This window comes from Paenibacillus sp. FSL R5-0636 (assembly GCF_037974255.1).
GTDB lineage: Bacteria > Bacillota > Bacilli > Paenibacillales > Paenibacillaceae > Paenibacillus_AQ > Paenibacillus_AQ odorifer.
Genome location: NZ_CP150232.1, coordinates 1,417,718 through 1,433,703, shown reverse-complemented (window position 1 = coordinate 1,433,703; position 15,986 = coordinate 1,417,718). Strand labels below are relative to the sequence as shown.

The window sequence follows — 15,986 nt, the reverse complement described above, 5'->3', positions numbered from 1 at the left end:
GAATATAACATACTATGTAAGCATTTTCAAGCCGAAAGCGCCTTATTTCCTGCCTATTTTTCATGCCGTTATGGGGAGTCAATGTTACGCCGAGCTCGGTTTTTTGATACAATGTATTGGATTATAAGAAACGGCTGTGCGTTCTCTGGGATAAGGACGCCATCTGTCTCAGAAAAATATAAGGATAAGGGAACTTATCCATAATTATATTTTCAGAAAGGGGCTTCTCGTGTCTAATCTTCAATACACTTCTCCTCCGCAACTTTGGGGAGATAAACGTTTTCATACTTGGAATTACGAAATGCGTGAACACATGAACACCAAGGTATTCAAAGTTATGCTTGATGCAGGCTTTACCTGTCCCAATCGTGACGGCTCCATTGCTAAGGGAGGCTGCACATTTTGCAGTGCCAGAGGTTCTGGTGATTTTGCCGGAAGCCGCCGAGATGACCTAGTCACACAATTCAATAACGTCCGTGACAGACAGCATTTGAAATGGCCAAATGCTAAATATATCGGTTACTTCCAAGCCTATACTAATACGTACGCTCCGGTCGAAGAGCTGAGAGAATATTTCGAAGTTATTTTGCAGCAGCCTGGTGTCGTTGGATTGTCTATTGCTACCCGCCCTGACTGTCTGCCCGATGATGTAGTCGAATATTTAGCAGAGCTCAACAAGCGTACGTATCTTTGGGTAGAGATGGGTCTTCAGACTATACATGACTCCACTTCTGAGCTTATTAATCGGGCGCATGATACGCAGTGTTATGTGGAGGCTGTGGAGAAGCTGCGCCGTCACAATATTCGAATCTGTACCCATATCATTCACGGTCTCCCACAGGAGACGCACGAAATGATGCTTGAAACGGTATCTGCTGTAGCTCGCATGGATGTGCAGGGAATTAAGATTCACCTTCTGCACCTCATGCGCAAAACACCAATGGTGAAGCAGTATGAAGCAGGATTGCTCCGATTCATGGAACAGGACGAGTATGTAAAGCTGATTGCTGATTCACTTGAAATTCTGCCCCCTGAGATGATTGTTCATCGCTTGACTGGAGATGCCCCACGGGATCTCTTAGTTGGACCGATGTGGAGTCTCAAGAAATGGGAAGTGCTAAATGCCATTGACGATGAGCTTGTTGCTCGTGATACTTGGCAGGGTAAGTATTGGAGGAAGGGCTAATGGGCTTTATGTCCGTTCTAAGCTTTGCTCATAAATTAATCTCTGAGCGGCTGACTTTAGGTGACCGTGCGATTGATGCAACTGTAGGTACTGGTGCTGACACGCTTTTTCTAGCCAAAACAACCGGAGCTCGTGGCGAAGTCTACGGCTTTGACATTCAAGCTGCGGCGCTGAAGCTGGCAGAAGAACGTCTCCGGCTTGCGCGGGAGGAAACTTCTTCACTCTCTGGCGTTACCTTACTGGAACGCAGCCATGCCGAAATGGCAGAAGCCGTCCCGGCTAACTGGCCAGGCACCGTTGGTGCTGTAATGTTCAATCTTGGCTATCTGCCTTCAGGCGATGCCGACAAGAATATCATTACTGAGCCGGATAGCTCTATTGCAGCCCTGGAAGCTTCACTCCAGCTGCTGCGTCCGGGGGGAATTATTACGGCTGTACTGTATCCTGGCCATGCAGGCGGAGATCTCGAAGCCGCCGCTGTTGAAGCTTGGGCAACGACTGTTTCCCCTAAGGTAGCGCAGAGCATTGTATACCGTCAGCTGCAGCGCACGGACGCACCTTATGTAATTGCCCTCGAGAAGAAAAAAGGTTCCCCATCTTAAGCTTTTTAAACAATCAAACAATCTTGTAATTGGGAAGGAAGATTACGAATGACACAACCATATCCTTTAAAATTTCAACCGGAGTTTAAAGAACGTGTCTGGGGTGGCCGCGCGCTGGAGAAATTCGGCCTGAATCTACCAGAAGGTCATATTGGTGAAGGCTGGATGATTGCCGATCATGCGAATGGAACATCTTCGGTGGTTAATGGAGAATTAGCTGGACAAGGTCTGGATCAAATTCGTGAGCAATTTGGTCATGAGTGGTTCGGAAGCAAGGGAATATCAGAAGCTGGCGGAAGATTTCCACTCTTGATCAAATTGTTGGATTGCAACGACAACCTTTCCGTTCAAGTCCACCCTACGGATGATTATGTAGGATTGCCTAAAGGTGAACTGGGTAAAACAGAGATGTGGTACGTACTAGACGCTAAGCCAGATGCAAAAATCATCTACGGCCTTAAAGAAGGCGTAGACCGTGAAACATTACGCGAAGCACTGGAAAACGGCACGGTTATGGATAGCCTTCAAGAGGTATCTGTCTCCACTGGCGATTCCTTCTACATCCCTGCCGGAACGGTACATGCTCTATGCGCTGGTGTCGTTGTAGCGGAAATTCAACAGAATTCCGACACTACATACCGTATTTATGACTACGACCGTCCAGGTCTAGATGGAAAACCACGCGAGCTTCATATCGAGGATTCTCTGAATGTTACAGCTTATGAAGGCGCCGGCGCTACTTCGATGAAGACCGATCATGCAGTGCCTGGAGAGTGGCTGCAGCTTGCCGCTTCACCTTATTTTATTGTCGAAAAAGGGATCGTAAATGGTTCATGGGATCTCACCACTTCAGAAGACAGCTTCACTATTCTGGTTATCTGCGAAGGCAGCGGACATCTGACTTGGGAAGGCGGCTCCCAGCCTTATGCCGCAGGGGAATGTTATCTGATTCCTTCCAACCTAGGCCGTTATACTATCGAGGGTCATTCTACTGTGCTTCGCTCTTATTTACCATAAGTCGAGAACCTTTAGGAGGAATGGACCATGAAGGAAAACAGCTTTACTCTAACGGATCCCATAGGTGTAACCATCCATGTCTATGAATGGTTACCTGAGTCCGATGTGCCAGTTAGAGGAATTGTGCAAATTTCACACGGGATGTGTGAAACTGCTGCCCGCTACGCTCGTTTTGCGGAAGCTTTAACCGGGGTTGGTTATGCAGTATATGCCAATGACCACCGGGGACATGGTAGAACCGCTGGTCAAGTCAATCTGCTTGGTGATGTTGGGGAGGACGGATTTTATTGGATGCGGCGCAATCTTCTGCAGGTAGGTGCCGCAGCACTCTCCAAGCATGAAGGAATGCCCATCATTTTATTCGCACACAGTATGGGTTCCTTTCTGGGTCAAAAACTCATGTGCGAAGAAGGCAACGAAATCTATTCAGGGTTTATCCTAAGCGGGACAAACGGTCCACGCAGTATGCTGCGTATTGGAGAATCTTTGGCTAGCGCGCAGCTTAAGCTAAAGGGTGAGCATCATCGTAGTGTACTGCTGAACAGTCTGGTATTCGGCAGCTATAACCGTGCTTTTTCCCCGGTCAGAACAACATTTGACTGGCTGAGCAGCGATACTGCGGAAGTAGATAAGTACATTTCCGATCCATTCTGCGGAGCTATTTGTACGACACGCTTTTTCCGTGGTTTCTTCCACCTCCTAAGAGAGATTCATACTGAGGAATCACTTAGCACATTATGTACAGGTAAGCCCATTTATATATTTGGTGGGGATAAGGACCCTGTCGGGATGAACGGTCAAGGCATTCCCCGTCTTGCGGAGTTGTATAAGAAACGAGGAGTATCAGACGTTGAGTACCGACTCTATCCAGAAGGCAGACACGAAATGCTAAATGAAGTAAATCGAGATCAAGTCACAGCCGATGTACTCAACTGGTTAGAGAGCCACCTTCCTTCAGAGGTTTCTACGATAAGTTAAGAAAAAAACGCGGTTGTTAGTGAATTTATGAGACGAGAAACGAGATTACAAATGTGGCAACATAGAAGCGATGCTCCCGGTATTTGGGAGATCGCTTCTTTGCGGTTTGCGGTTTGTGGTTTGCGGTTTGCGGTTTGCGGTTTGCGGTTTGCGGTTTGCGGTTTGCGGTTTGCGGTTTGCGGTTTGCGGTTTGCGGTTTGCGGTTTGGGTAGCTTATCTCAGCAGACTTCTCAATCTAACAATCTCCAGTTCCTCCGCGCATCTGAACTTTAGTAGATAAACTTACCCCACCGCTTTCGAGCTCGCTGAGGCTAACTACACATCGTCACTCACCCACACCACTTTCGGACTCAGTTAACACTAACTACACATCGTCACTCTCCCCCGCCACTTCCGGACTCATTTGACACTAGCTACACATCTTTACTCTCCCCCGTCACTTCCGGACTCGGTTGACACTAACTACACATCATCACCATTTCCTCTCCACATTCGGACTCGGTTGACACTAATTACACATCATTACTCTCCCCGCTACTTCCGGACTCAGGTGACGCTAACTACACATCATTACTCTCCCCTGCTACTTCCGGACTCAGTTGACGCTATTTGCTAATTTATAGCCTTTCGAGCTAGGTTTCGGACTCCAGTGCAGCTATTCATGCGAAACAGGTCCATATTGGGTGTTTTTCATGCCAATAGCGACTATGCGGTCCGTTAGCATCCAAAAAACAGGATAATTCCACGTATAAGGTCCGCTGGGTCCGCCTGCGCCGAGTCATTACACTAATTACATTCTCCGCTACTTTCAGACTCAACTAACGCTAACTACACATCACTTTCTCCCGCTACTTTCAGACTCAGCTAACGCTAACTACACATCACTTTCTCCCGCTACTTCCGGACCCAGATGACGCTATTTGCTAATTTATAGCCTTTCGAGTTGGGTTTCGGACTCCAGTGCAGCTATTCAAGCGAAACAGGTCCATATTGGGTGTTTTTCATGCCAATAGCGACTATGCGGTCCGTTAGCATCCAAAAAACAGGATAATTCCACGTATAAGGTCCCCTGGGTCCGCCTGCGACGGGTTACTCACCGCTTTCGGACCCAGATGACGCTAACTACACATCATCACTTCCCACGCCGCTTCCGGACTCAGATGCGCTAGCGCACAAGGCAAAAGAAATAGACCGTCCCATTAAGGAACGGTCTATCCTTCCACCCGCCTATCACAAAGGCAGTGTGTAGTACTGAGCGCGTTGGCTCTCGTTCTGCTGATACATTACGATTAGTAGCGTGCGTCCTTCCCTAATGGAAGCGGGATCCGCTACTGCTACAGCCGAGCTTGCTGCTTTCGCAGTCTCTTCTAAACTACTATCTGCTGCTCCCTGTAATGGCGAGTCTACCGAAGGCAAAGCCTCCAGATTAGCCATATCAGCTTCACCATCCTCAAGGCCCTCATCAGCACGCATGCCGCTGATGGAATCCAGCACCGCTTCCAGCGAGAATGGCAACACTTCCAGCACAGTATACTTTTGCAGTTCTCTTTCGTTAAGTCCTGCTTCTGCTAACTGGGCAGAAATTTGACCCGGATTAGCCGCGATATCTTTCAAATAACTCGACCAATCCGACTTATCCAGCACGAAATCCCACCAGATTTTGCGCGGCTTGTACTTGTGTCCAAGAAAATAATCCAGCTTCATCAAGCCAGTTATAACATCCATAGACGGCGTCCCGCGATCTATCAGGAAGGACTGCAAGCGGGTGAAGAGATCTTCCAGCTGATGGCCGATCTTTTGCCAGCCTCGCTCCTCCCAGTAGTCACCGAACTCCTGAAAGAAATCGAATGGCGAATCAAATACATGACGGATCAAGTACTTAGCCGTATGGTCCATCCGGTGGCTGTTCCAGTATTTCTCCAGCACATCCTCAAGCCGCTTCAAACGAATAATGTCTGAGAAAGGCATCATATGACTGCTAAGGATTTCATAAGGTGCGTGTTCCATATACGTGTACTCATATTTAGACGCCTGCGCCCGCAGCCCCGTTCCCCGCAGCATTTTGAGGAATCCAAGCTGTAGCTCTTCCGGCTCCATAACGAATACATCATTAAACGTTTTACGGAAGGTGCTGTAATCCTCCATAGGTAGTCCGGCAATCAAATCCAGATGCTGATCGATATTGCCGCTTGCCTTAATCTTCATTACGGTACGGGACAGCTTTTTGAAATTCTGGCGGCGTTTAACAAGCTCATTTGTCTCATCGTTGGTAGATTGCACCCCAATTTCAAATCTAAAAATACCCGGAGGTGCATTCTTAGATAGGAAATCCAGAACTTCCGGCCGCATGATATCTGCGGTAATTTCGAACTGAAACACGCAGCCTTGATGATTATCGATCAGGAATTGAAACATTTCCATCGCATAGTTGCGGTTGATATTGAAGGTACGGTCCAGAAATTTAATGATTTTGGCGCCATTCTGTATTAAATAAAGCAGATCAGATTTCACTCGTTCAATATCATAATAACGTACACCTACTTCAATACTGGATAAACAGAACTGGCAGTTAAATGGACACCCGCGGCTCGTCTCAAAATAAACAATACGTTTACTCAAATCTGGAATATCCTCAGGAAAACGATGCGGCGTAGGCAGCGTATTCAGATCGCTTTTGGGACGTGGAGGATTGACGATGATCTCTTCTCCCTTGCGATAAGCGGCTCCATACACAAAGTGAAACTTACGATCATCCCTTAGCTCCTGCAGCAAATGGTGGAACGTCTCTTCCCCATCTCCATTGACTATAAAATCAATGCCAGCTTCTCTTTTCATCCAATGAAGCGGCTCATACGAAACTTCCGGTCCTCCGAGAACAATCGTAACTTCAGGCATCACTTGCTTAAGAATACCAATCAGCTTCAGCGTCTCTTCGATGTTCCAGATATAACAGGAGAAGCCAATCACATCTGGCCGTTTCTGAAACAAGTCGGACACGATATTCATCACGGGATCTTTGATGGTGTACTCTGCCAAATGAATATCCTTAAATTCATGCTCACTGTACGCTTTTAGCAAGCGGATTGCGAGTGAGGTATGAATATATTTGGCGTTTAACGTGGTCAGGACGATTTTCATGTTACACGACCTTTTCTACATTTCATTTTGAAAAAACTCTAAGAATGCCTTACCGTACTTCCGGTATTTCACTTCCCCAACACCCTTTACCCTCAGCATTTCCGCTTCGGTCTGCGGGCAAACCACACTCATCTCACGCAGCGTGGCATCATTAAAAATAATGTACGATGGCACATGCTCGCGTCCTGCCAATTCACGCCGGATAAGACGCAGCTGCTCAAAGACAGTCTCATTGACGGCTGATGGCGACAGGTCATGCCCCCGACTACGAACTCTCGTACCGGATGTTGTGCCTGCCCGCGAAGGCCGCGCCACACGCTGCATCACCTCACGCTGTCCGCGCAGGACCTCGGCAGCCAGAGGCTGGAGCCGTACTACAGGGTACTGGCCTTCCGACAAGGCAAGATACCCTTCTGAGATAAGCACATTGATACTCTCTGAGATTTCCTTCTCCGTCCGGCTCGACATCGCCCCATGTGTGGGCAGCTTATCGAAGCCGTACTGCATCACCTTTTGATTGCGAGAGCCTTTCAGCACAGATGCTACCAACGCTACACCATAACGCTCCCGCATGCGGTGAATGCAGGAGAAGATCTTTTGCGCATCGACGGTCATATCCACTAGCTCTCGTTCATCCGTACATGAGCTGCAGATACCACATGGCTTGTCCCCATGTTCTTCCCCGAAATAATCCAGCTGGGCACTGCGCAAGCAGCGAGTAGTATAGCAATAATCAATCATTTGCTGAAGCTTGCGATATTCGTTAGCTTTACGGTCAGTATCCTGTGGATTCTGCTCGATCAGGAACTTTTGCGTCATAATATCCTGCGCACTAAACAGCAAAATACATTCACTCGGCTCCCCGTCACGTCCAGCACGACCCGCTTCCTGAACATAAGCTTCCATATTTTTGGGCATATTGTAGTGAATTACGTATCGGACATTGGATTTATCAATCCCCATCCCAAAGGCATTCGTAGCCACCATAACCCGGATATCGTCATAGAGGAACCCTTCCTGGCTATCTGCCCGCTCCTGATCATTCATACCCGCATGATAGCGACCTGCTGCTATGCCAGAGGCCTGCAGCCTCTGATACAGATCATCTACTTCTTTGCGGGTTGCCGCATATACAATCCCCGGCTGGTGGGAATGCGTAGCCGCATAATCCATAACGAACTCCCGCTTGTTCTCTCCCCGCAGCACGGACATTGCCAGATTGTCTCTTCCTAGTCCCGTCATGAAAATACCCGGCTCGCGCAAACGCAGCAGCCGGACCATATCCTCCATAACCTCCGGCGTCGCCGTGGCGGTAAATGCTGCCAGGATCGGACGTTCAGGCAGCTCATCTACAAATGGAGATACCGACAGATAACTTGTCCGAAAATCATGTCCCCACTGGGATACACAGTGCGCTTCATCAACAGCCACGCAGGAAATAGACAGCTCAGCCATTTCCAGACGGAACCAGTCCAGCTCAAGTCTTTCGGGCGCAACATAGAGCAGCTTCAAATCGCCCCGCCGGGCAGCCCGAATCCGCTCATTCACTTCTTTTCCGCTTAACGTGCTATTAATAAAGGCTGCCGGAATACCCGCAGTAGTTAACGCATCCACCTGGTCTTTCATCAACGAGATCAGTGGTGATATCACCAAAGTCAGCCCTGGCAGGAGCAGTGCAGGAACCTGATAACAGATCGATTTCCCGCCACCCGTAGGGAGGATTCCCAGTGTGTCGCGTCCTTCCAGCAAGTTCTGAACAATCTTTTTCTGGCCATCCCGAAAGTCTGGATAACCGTAATATTTTTGCAGCTCAGCCTGCGCCTGTTCAATAGTAGGTGCTTGCATCTTCATATCTCTCATAACTCCTTAGGCGTTTCTATCTTTAGTTTAGCGGTCAATGGTGTAATGAGCAACACTCTAGAAGTCCTTCTTTCGTTTCTCCTTTTGGAAAAATTACATAAAAGGAGCGCTTTTGAGCCAAGCTTTAAAAATCATCATTCTTTAGGAAAGGGGAATAGCCGTGCAAAACTGGAAGCAAAACTATAGTTCTTTTAAGCAAAAAAAAACGCACGAAGATCCCACCATTCCTGATCAGCGTTCGGAAAAGCCACTAGATCCCGACCTAAAAAATAATATTAAAGCCATTAGCCAAATTTTTGGAGAAGATGCAGATCTCGTTGTGCGTAATTTTCGGGTATACGGTTTATATGATGCGGTAATTATCTTTTTTTCATCTTTGGTGGACCAAAATCAAATTCATGAGCATGTGCTTAAACCGTTAATGAGCCCTCCCGCTGATCTCTCGACAATTCCTGAAGAGCGCAAGGATCTGCCTGATTTCATCTGGAATACGACCATACAAATAGCGGCTGGGAACCGAACGAAGGACTTAAATTCTCTGCCACTCGCTCTATTAGAAGGGAGCGTTGTACTCCTTATAGATGGTATGGATCAAGCACTTCACTTCAATTTGCGTAAAATCGAACATCGCAGCATTGAACAGCCACAGACCGAGCAGGTAATTCGTGGCTCACGCGAAGGTTTTATAGAAAACTTGGAGGCAAACCTTTCCTTACTCCGTTATCGGCTGCAAACGCCAGATTTCCGGGTTATTACTGCTCCGCTTGGTGTGCGGACACGCTCACAGGTTGCTGTGTGCTATATAGAAGGGATAGTAGATCCTGAATTGGTTGAAAAAGTGATGAAGAGATTATCCATGATAAACACAGATAGCATCCTTGATGCAGGGTACATCGAGCAATTCATTGAGGATAACCCATTATCTCCTTTTCCTCAGGTTCAACCAACAGAACGTCCGGATAAATCAGCGGCAGCCTTATTGGAAGGAAGAGTCATCATTCTGGTAGATGGCTCCCCATTCTCGCTCATCGTCCCTGCATTGTTCAATCAATTTTTTCAGACCATAGACGACTATTCGGAACGTTTTATTGTAGGCAGCCTAATCCGGGGGATTCGACTAATTGCCCTGTTGTTCTCTCTTTTTTTCCCTGCTCTATATGTATCCGTCATCTCCTTCAACCCGGAGCTTATGCCTACCGAATTTGCCGTAGCGATTTCAGGGGGTAGAGCAGGCGTTCCTTTTCCAGCGGTCTTGGAAGTTCTGATTATGGAGGTCTTCATGGAGGTGCTCCGCGAAGCAACTATTCGTCTACCACAAATGATTGGGGGCGCCCTTTCTATTGTAGGTGTTCTTGTTATTGGTCAGGCTGCTGTTTCAGCAGGCCTAGCAAGTCCGACAACCGTTGTTATTGTCGCTATAACCACTATCGGTTCTTTTGCCACCCCTGCCTATAATGCCGCTATCTCATCCAGAATGCTAAGATTTCCACTGATTATTCTAGCCGGTTGTTTTGGTCTTTACGGAGTCATGTTAGGTACCATCGTTATCGTGAATCACTTATTATTCTTGGAATCCTTTGGCGTTCCTTACATGACACCATATGTGCCCACGAAATGGAGAGATCTGAAGGACAGTCTGATTCGTGTCCCCTTATGGTGGATGAGAAGACGTCCGAGCTTCTTGAACACTCAAGACCCTACTCGTCTCGCTCATGAGTTACCAACGACGTATTCAGATCAGATTTTTAAGGAGAAGGGTGAACTCGATGAACAACAACCGCCCCATAACAACGATCCAAGTCGTCGCAGTAGTCGTTAGTACGATTATTGGAATAGGTATCTTGAGTATTCCCCGTTATATGGCTGAAGCCGGAGACAGTGGGGCGCCGCTGGTTTCGGCTTCAGGCATCCCTGTTGCATTTCTAGGCTGCTGGTTTACAGCCGCTGTATGTCGGAAATTCCCCAATGAAACTCTGTTTGTATTCAGCCGCCGGTTAGTCGGGAGAAGCATCGCGGATATTTTCAATGTACTTATCTCTTTGTTTTTTGCTTTCTCTGCCGGGATTACCATGCGTCAATTCGGAGAGGTATGTGTTGCGGTCGTGTTTAAAAAAACACCTATCGAAGCGGTCATTCTATTAATGCTTATTTTGGCTGCTTTATCTATCCGCAGAAACATTGTGAAATTCACCTATGTACATATTTTTTATTTGCCTTTCATCTTGTTAACCGTTCTCAGCATTATATTAGTAGCCATGAAAAATGTAGATGCTTTAAACTTACTTCCACTCACTGGAAATTACATCACCTTTTCAAGCTTTTCCAAAGGGACTGTCACTTCAGCTGCCCTTTATCAGGGTACATTTGTCATCACACTGCTGGTTCCTTTAATGAAAAAACCTCAGCAAGTGCTTAAAGCAGGAGCTGCTGCCCTTTTTATTATTGGCTTCATCTATGTAATGATTGTTGCGGCCACTTTAGGAATGTTCGGAGCGCAAGAAACCAAATTACTCGCTTATCCAACCTTAGAAACCGCCCGCTCCATTTCTATTGGTGCAGGACTACTAGAACGATTCGATGCGCTGTTTATTACTGTTTGGGTAATATCTATATTTACTACCATTTTTACGAACTACTACTTAGCAGCATATTCACTTCAGCAAGTATTTCGGTACAAAGATCACCGCCTTGTATCAAGCTTCTCACTTCCACTTATCTTCGTCTTTTCACTTTTGCCAAGAAATATTTATCAGGTTTATACCTTTTCTTCCGTCACAGCGATTATCGGGTTAATTTTTTTGACTCTCTACCCTCTTCTTTTATGGTTAATAGCTCTGATTCGGCAAAAAGGAGGGCTATCGAATGAATAAAGTAATTACCAAGCGTATTAGTCTTCTCCTCCTTCTCTCTCTGGTATTTGTATTCCTTACGGGCTGCTGGGACCAGCTCGAAATTGAAGATCGTGCATTAGTGCTGGGATTGTCTATAGATTCAGTGCCGGCAAATAGTAAAACCGAAGATGATCAAACGACACATCTAAAAAGCGCAAATATTAATTTGCCCAAAATCCGTGTGACCGCCCAAATTGCAGTTCCAGGGAGAGTTCCGTTAGGTCCTAGCAGCGGGGGAGAAGGTAGCGGGGGGAATCAAAATCCGGTTTGGGTTGTACAAGTTTACGGTTACTCACTAGATGATGCCTTAAACAATTTGCAACAACAGATCTCTGACCCACGTTACCTCATCCATCTTCGGGTGATTATCATCAGCGAGGATTTTGCACGCAAAAACCTGTCGGATTTAAATGATTATTTACGCCGCAACCCTGAAGTCCGTCGCCGTACCTGGTTATTAGTGTCCGAAGGCGAGGCTTCTAAATTTATGAATATTAATCCACCACTTCAGCGAGTTCCAACCCTCTATATCCTATCCACCATGGAAAAAGCCGTGAGATCCGGAAAGTTCCCAGCTAACTATATAGGCGTATTCTGGTCAGCTGAATCTAAATGGGGAGAGAGCGGTTATCTACCTTATGTGTCTTTACATCAAAAAGACAATATGTTGATAAAAGGTCTTGCTTACTTTAGCGGAGGCGTTATGGTTGGTTCGACTACTCCCATTGAGATTGGCGCATATATGTCCATGAAAGGTCTTGATCCTGGGGGCTATTCCGTCATGTTCAATTCAGAGGACTTTGGCCCACTGACTCTTAAAGTTAACGACCGATTTACAAGGTCTAAAGTTAAAATCAAAGACGGCAAACCCCATATCACTATAAATATTTTTTTAGAAGCAGCGCTAGATGAGCACCTAGGTAATAATATTCGTATTGATTCCAGCCAGGATTTAAAAAAACTTGAGGCCAACTTTCAAAAAGGAGTCCTCACCATCTTCGACCATCTGATTAAACAGACGCAACAGGCTCACTCGGATATCTTTGGTATGGGTGAATATGTTCGTGCATATGCTCCTTCCTACTGGAAAGCTAATGTTCGTGACAAACATGACTGGGAGCAACAGTATTCTGATCTCTCTATAGAACTTAATGTGAAGACGAATATTGAAAGAGTCGGTCTTAAAGAAGACTAGATATGGGGATGTGTTCAAATGATCTATCATCAACTAACTTATTTAACTCTCGTGCTCCTGCTCTCCGGACTATTCCTGCTTACTGTGGATACCAAGATCTATGCTGTAAGCGCCATGCCCCGGGAAAAGAAATATGCCCGCAGGTTAGGCTGGGTATATCTCGGTTTATTCCTGCTTCTTGGATTAGCCCAGCTGTTCTATCTATGAGCATTTACAAAACAAACCAGTACGCCTGCCTCTCCATAGTATTTCTTAACAGCCCATGGTATATTGAGGAGTACAATATTAAAGGACGGAGAATGCATCCATGAACTCAAGAAGAAATCCTAAGGAAACAGCCAAAAGAGGTACTCGTTCTCACAGCAAGCCTACTGGCAAGCTTAATCATAAAACTAAAGCACCCGCAGCACCCAAAACATTTACTGTAAACGAACCTTCTGAACTATTGCCCTTCTTACTCACCCACGTCACGGGTCGCGGACGAAATGCGATTAAATCCATCCTATCGCGTGGACAAGTGTCGGTGAATAATAAGGTAGTTACACAGCATAATTTCCAACTGCATCCGGGTCAAAACGTTACTATTGATCAAGAGAAGCCTGTACAAACAGCAGAGATGATCGGACTTAAAATCGTTCATGAGGATGAAGACCTGATTATTGTTCAAAAGGATGCTGGACTGCTATCTATCGCCACTGCGGAAGAAAATGAATTGACGGCTTACCGCCAGCTCATGGAGCATGTCCGTGTTAGCAATCCACAAAATCGGATTTTTGTCGTACATCGTTTGGACAGAGATACATCAGGCGTAATGATGTTTGCCAAAAGCGAACGGATTCAGCAAGCGCTACAAACTACTTGGAAAGATACCGTGAAGGAACGTTCTTACGTAGCGCTCGTGGAAGGCGCGGTTAAAAGACCTGAAGGCAAGATAAGCTCGTGGCTCAAAGAAACCTCAACCCTTAAAATGTATTCCAGTCCTCATGAAGGTGATGGACTACATGCAATTACACATTATAAACTCATTCAGGCTAACCGCCATTTTTCCTTGCTAGAGGTTAAGCTCGAAACCGGACGAAAAAATCAGATTCGGGTGCACATGGCAGATATCGGCCACCCTATCGCAGGTGACAAGAAATATGGTGCAGAGACCAAAACGGTAGGAAGACTTGGCCTACATGCTCGAGTGCTCTCTTTTATTCATCCAACCACTGGAGAACTGATGACCTTTGAGAGCCCGATTCCGAAGACGTTCCTGAAATATACTGCGCCTGCGCCTACAAACTAAGAAGTGAACGTATACCCACAACCGAGGAGTATTCCCTCTTATGGGAAGCCGTAACTTCTACACAAGATGCCCGGTCCATTTGGTCCTGGGCGTCTTTTTTTAACTTCCTATCACATCATGTTACAATATAAATAAACAAAGAAGGTGCTCTTATTGTTCCACCCTACAGTTTTCGATAATATTAAGATCGCCTTTGAGAACCAGATTTATGACTACGATAATTTAGACGGAATATTGGTGGTTACGGATCGCTCCGACCTTCTGAATATGGCGCTGATGTCCAGAGAGTTCAGTCTCTCCTTCCAATTAACTGCAGGCAGGAAAGTAACCGCCGAAATCCTGCTCACTTCGTCCACGAAAGATCTCAGCGATGAAATCTTGGAGGTTCCTAATACGGATCCCGGCTGTAATCTTTCACTTCGTTTTTATATGGAAGTCGAAGATATTCCTAGCGAATGTCAGGCGATAGACAGTATTCTAAAAGCGATCTGGGGACCTGATTTCCAGCCTGTGCAATCTTTAAGCTTCATATATGGCCAGGAAAGTGAAACTTACAATAACTGCATCGAGCTGCAATTCAAAAGACAACTCACAGAAGAGCAAATGGAGGACATTCCAAACCTGCTAAGCCACCTGCTGCAAAGTGCGGAAGAACTAGAATCCTTCACGGTATAATCCCTACTTTTTAACGTTCGTACTATGGGAAAAGAGGTGTGCATGAAATGAAATTCCTGCCTGCTGCCAAAAGTAAAAGTTGGTTTCTCTGGATGACCGTTTATGCCATTCTTCTATGGCTTCTCTTCCCTCTACACCGATTCGTGATGCTGGCCCAGGAAATGGATGCCACACTCTTACTGCGCTTTGCTCTTTTTTCCGTTGTAGTGGCTGGGATCGTCAACACATTAGGCTGGCTCGGAGCGCGTCTGCTCTGGGTGTTTAGCACGGCGGGAATAATCATAGGTGCGGCATTTATGCTGGGCTACACCTACCAAGAGATGTCCGGTTGGGAGGATCTCGCAGGCTTCCTCGCGTTTTCCTTATTTTCATGCGCCGGATTTGCACTGGGTTTATTAGCCGAAGGTATTCGTCTGCTGTATAAGCGAGCATCGAAGTCTTGAATGGAAGAGGTGAACGCTGTTGTCCAATTCTTTTCTAACCAAAAATGCATTGTCGCATTCTTTAAAAGAGCTAATGGAGCATACACCGCTCAATAAAATTACTGTTAAACAACTAGTGGACCATTGCGGACTAAACAGACAAACGTTCTATTATCATTTCCAGGATATATTTGATTTGCTAGGTTGGATCTATAAGACTGAGGCTGTCGAAAGCCTCGCCCAGTATCGCAGCTACAGCACTTGGACGGACGGGTTTTATAGAATCTTCTGCTACATTGAGCGGAATAAATCCTTTTGCTGTAACACGCTAAATTCATTAGGCAGAAATCATCTGGATGCATATCTGTACGAGGTGACAAACGATCTCATCATGGGGGTTATAAACGAGCTGTCCTCCGGGATGGAGGTTTGCGAAGAAGACAAGCACTTTATAGCCAATTTTTATACGCTAGCCTTCACAGGCCTAATCATTCAGTGGATGAGAGAAGGCATGAAGGAACAGCCGCACCATATGATTGAGAAGCTAAGTGATCTAATTGAAGGAAATTTTCTGAAAGCTTTACACAAATATGAGAACCATCCGTTGTAACCTTTGGTTGCAGCGGTTTTTTTTGTCTAAAAACTAGACAGATCACCCATAATGACAAAAATCCAGACACTCTAAAGAGTTTGATTATACCTTCAAAATAGGAGTTGGTTTACATTAAGAGTGT

General features: G+C 46.1%; 14 protein-coding genes. 12 read left to right on the top strand and 2 right to left on the bottom strand.

All coding sequences use genetic code 11. The annotated features are described in order from the left end of the window. Positions 1 to 229 precede the first annotated feature (229 nt). The 4 genes from MKX34_RS06300 to MKX34_RS06285 are packed head-to-tail and all read left to right on the top strand — an operon-like array spanning position 230 to position 3,783. Positions 230 to 1,186 carry a TIGR01212 family radical SAM protein gene (locus MKX34_RS06300; protein WP_076107276.1) on the top strand — a complete coding sequence of 319 codons (957 nt, stop codon included), beginning with the start codon at positions 230 to 232 and terminating at the stop codon, positions 1,184 to 1,186. Continuing rightward, positions 1,186 to 1,788 (top strand): class I SAM-dependent methyltransferase, encoded by a 603-nt coding sequence (locus MKX34_RS06295; protein WP_036679532.1) that lies wholly within the window; start codon positions 1,186 to 1,188, stop codon positions 1,786 to 1,788. Before MKX34_RS06300 ends, MKX34_RS06295 begins: the two co-directional genes overlap by 1 nt. Before the next feature lie 48 nt (positions 1,789 to 1,836). Continuing rightward, a complete protein-coding gene (locus MKX34_RS06290) occupies positions 1,837 to 2,805 on the top strand; it encodes a type I phosphomannose isomerase catalytic subunit (RefSeq protein ID WP_076297756.1) in 969 nt (322 codons plus the stop codon). Between the two features lie 27 nt (positions 2,806 to 2,832). After that, entirely contained in the window at positions 2,833 to 3,783 is a 951-nt protein-coding gene (locus MKX34_RS06285) for an alpha/beta hydrolase (RefSeq protein ID WP_038569205.1), read from the top strand. A 1,230-nt stretch (positions 3,784 to 5,013) separates the two neighbouring features. Here the strand turns inward: MKX34_RS06285 and MKX34_RS06280 are convergent. Then, complete coding sequence (locus tag MKX34_RS06280; protein WP_076104802.1) at positions 5,014 to 6,921, bottom strand: B12-binding domain-containing radical SAM protein; 1,908 nt, start codon at positions 6,919 to 6,921, stop codon at positions 5,014 to 5,016. Between the two features lie 15 nt (positions 6,922 to 6,936). Continuing rightward, positions 6,937 to 8,772, bottom strand: coding sequence for a DNA helicase RecQ (recQ, locus tag MKX34_RS06275; protein WP_036681455.1), 1,836 nt, complete (start codon positions 8,770 to 8,772; stop codon positions 6,937 to 6,939). Positions 8,773 to 8,941: 169 nt separating this feature from the next. On the opposite strand from recQ, the gene MKX34_RS06270 reads away from it, so the two are divergent. From MKX34_RS06270 to MKX34_RS06235, 8 genes are all read left to right on the top strand, one after another. Then, entirely contained in the window at positions 8,942 to 10,600 is a 1,659-nt protein-coding gene (locus tag MKX34_RS06270) for a spore germination protein (RefSeq protein WP_076179827.1), read from the top strand. Further along, complete coding sequence (locus tag MKX34_RS06265; protein ID WP_036681452.1) at positions 10,548 to 11,651, top strand: endospore germination permease; 1,104 nt, start codon at positions 10,548 to 10,550, stop codon at positions 11,649 to 11,651. The genes MKX34_RS06270 and MKX34_RS06265 overlap by 53 nt, the downstream gene beginning before the upstream one ends. Beyond that, positions 11,644 to 12,867 (top strand): Ger(x)C family spore germination protein, encoded by a 1,224-nt coding sequence (locus tag MKX34_RS06260; RefSeq protein ID WP_076297149.1) that lies wholly within the window; start codon positions 11,644 to 11,646, stop codon positions 12,865 to 12,867. The genes MKX34_RS06265 and MKX34_RS06260 overlap by 8 nt, the downstream gene beginning before the upstream one ends. 18 nt (positions 12,868 to 12,885) lie before the next feature. Next, positions 12,886 to 13,074, top strand: a complete 189-nt coding sequence (locus MKX34_RS06255) for a CLC_0170 family protein (protein WP_038569199.1) — start codon at positions 12,886 to 12,888, stop codon at positions 13,072 to 13,074. A 100-nt stretch (positions 13,075 to 13,174) separates the two neighbouring features. Next, the gene (locus tag MKX34_RS06250) at positions 13,175 to 14,155 is read left to right on the top strand and encodes an RluA family pseudouridine synthase (protein ID WP_076099010.1); all 981 of its coding nucleotides are present in this window, start codon (positions 13,175 to 13,177) and stop codon (positions 14,153 to 14,155) included. Positions 14,156 to 14,308: 153 nt separating this feature from the next. Continuing rightward, entirely contained in the window at positions 14,309 to 14,830 is a 522-nt protein-coding gene (locus MKX34_RS06245) for a hypothetical protein (protein ID WP_036681441.1), read from the top strand. A gap of 47 nt (positions 14,831 to 14,877) precedes the next feature. Further along, positions 14,878 to 15,273 carry a hypothetical protein gene (locus tag MKX34_RS06240; protein WP_076099011.1) on the top strand — a complete coding sequence of 132 codons (396 nt, stop codon included), beginning with the start codon at positions 14,878 to 14,880 and terminating at the stop codon, positions 15,271 to 15,273. A gap of 19 nt (positions 15,274 to 15,292) precedes the next feature. Further along, a complete protein-coding gene (locus MKX34_RS06235) occupies positions 15,293 to 15,862 on the top strand; it encodes a TetR/AcrR family transcriptional regulator (protein WP_036681438.1) in 570 nt (189 codons plus the stop codon). Positions 15,863 to 15,986: the final 124 nt, after the last annotated feature.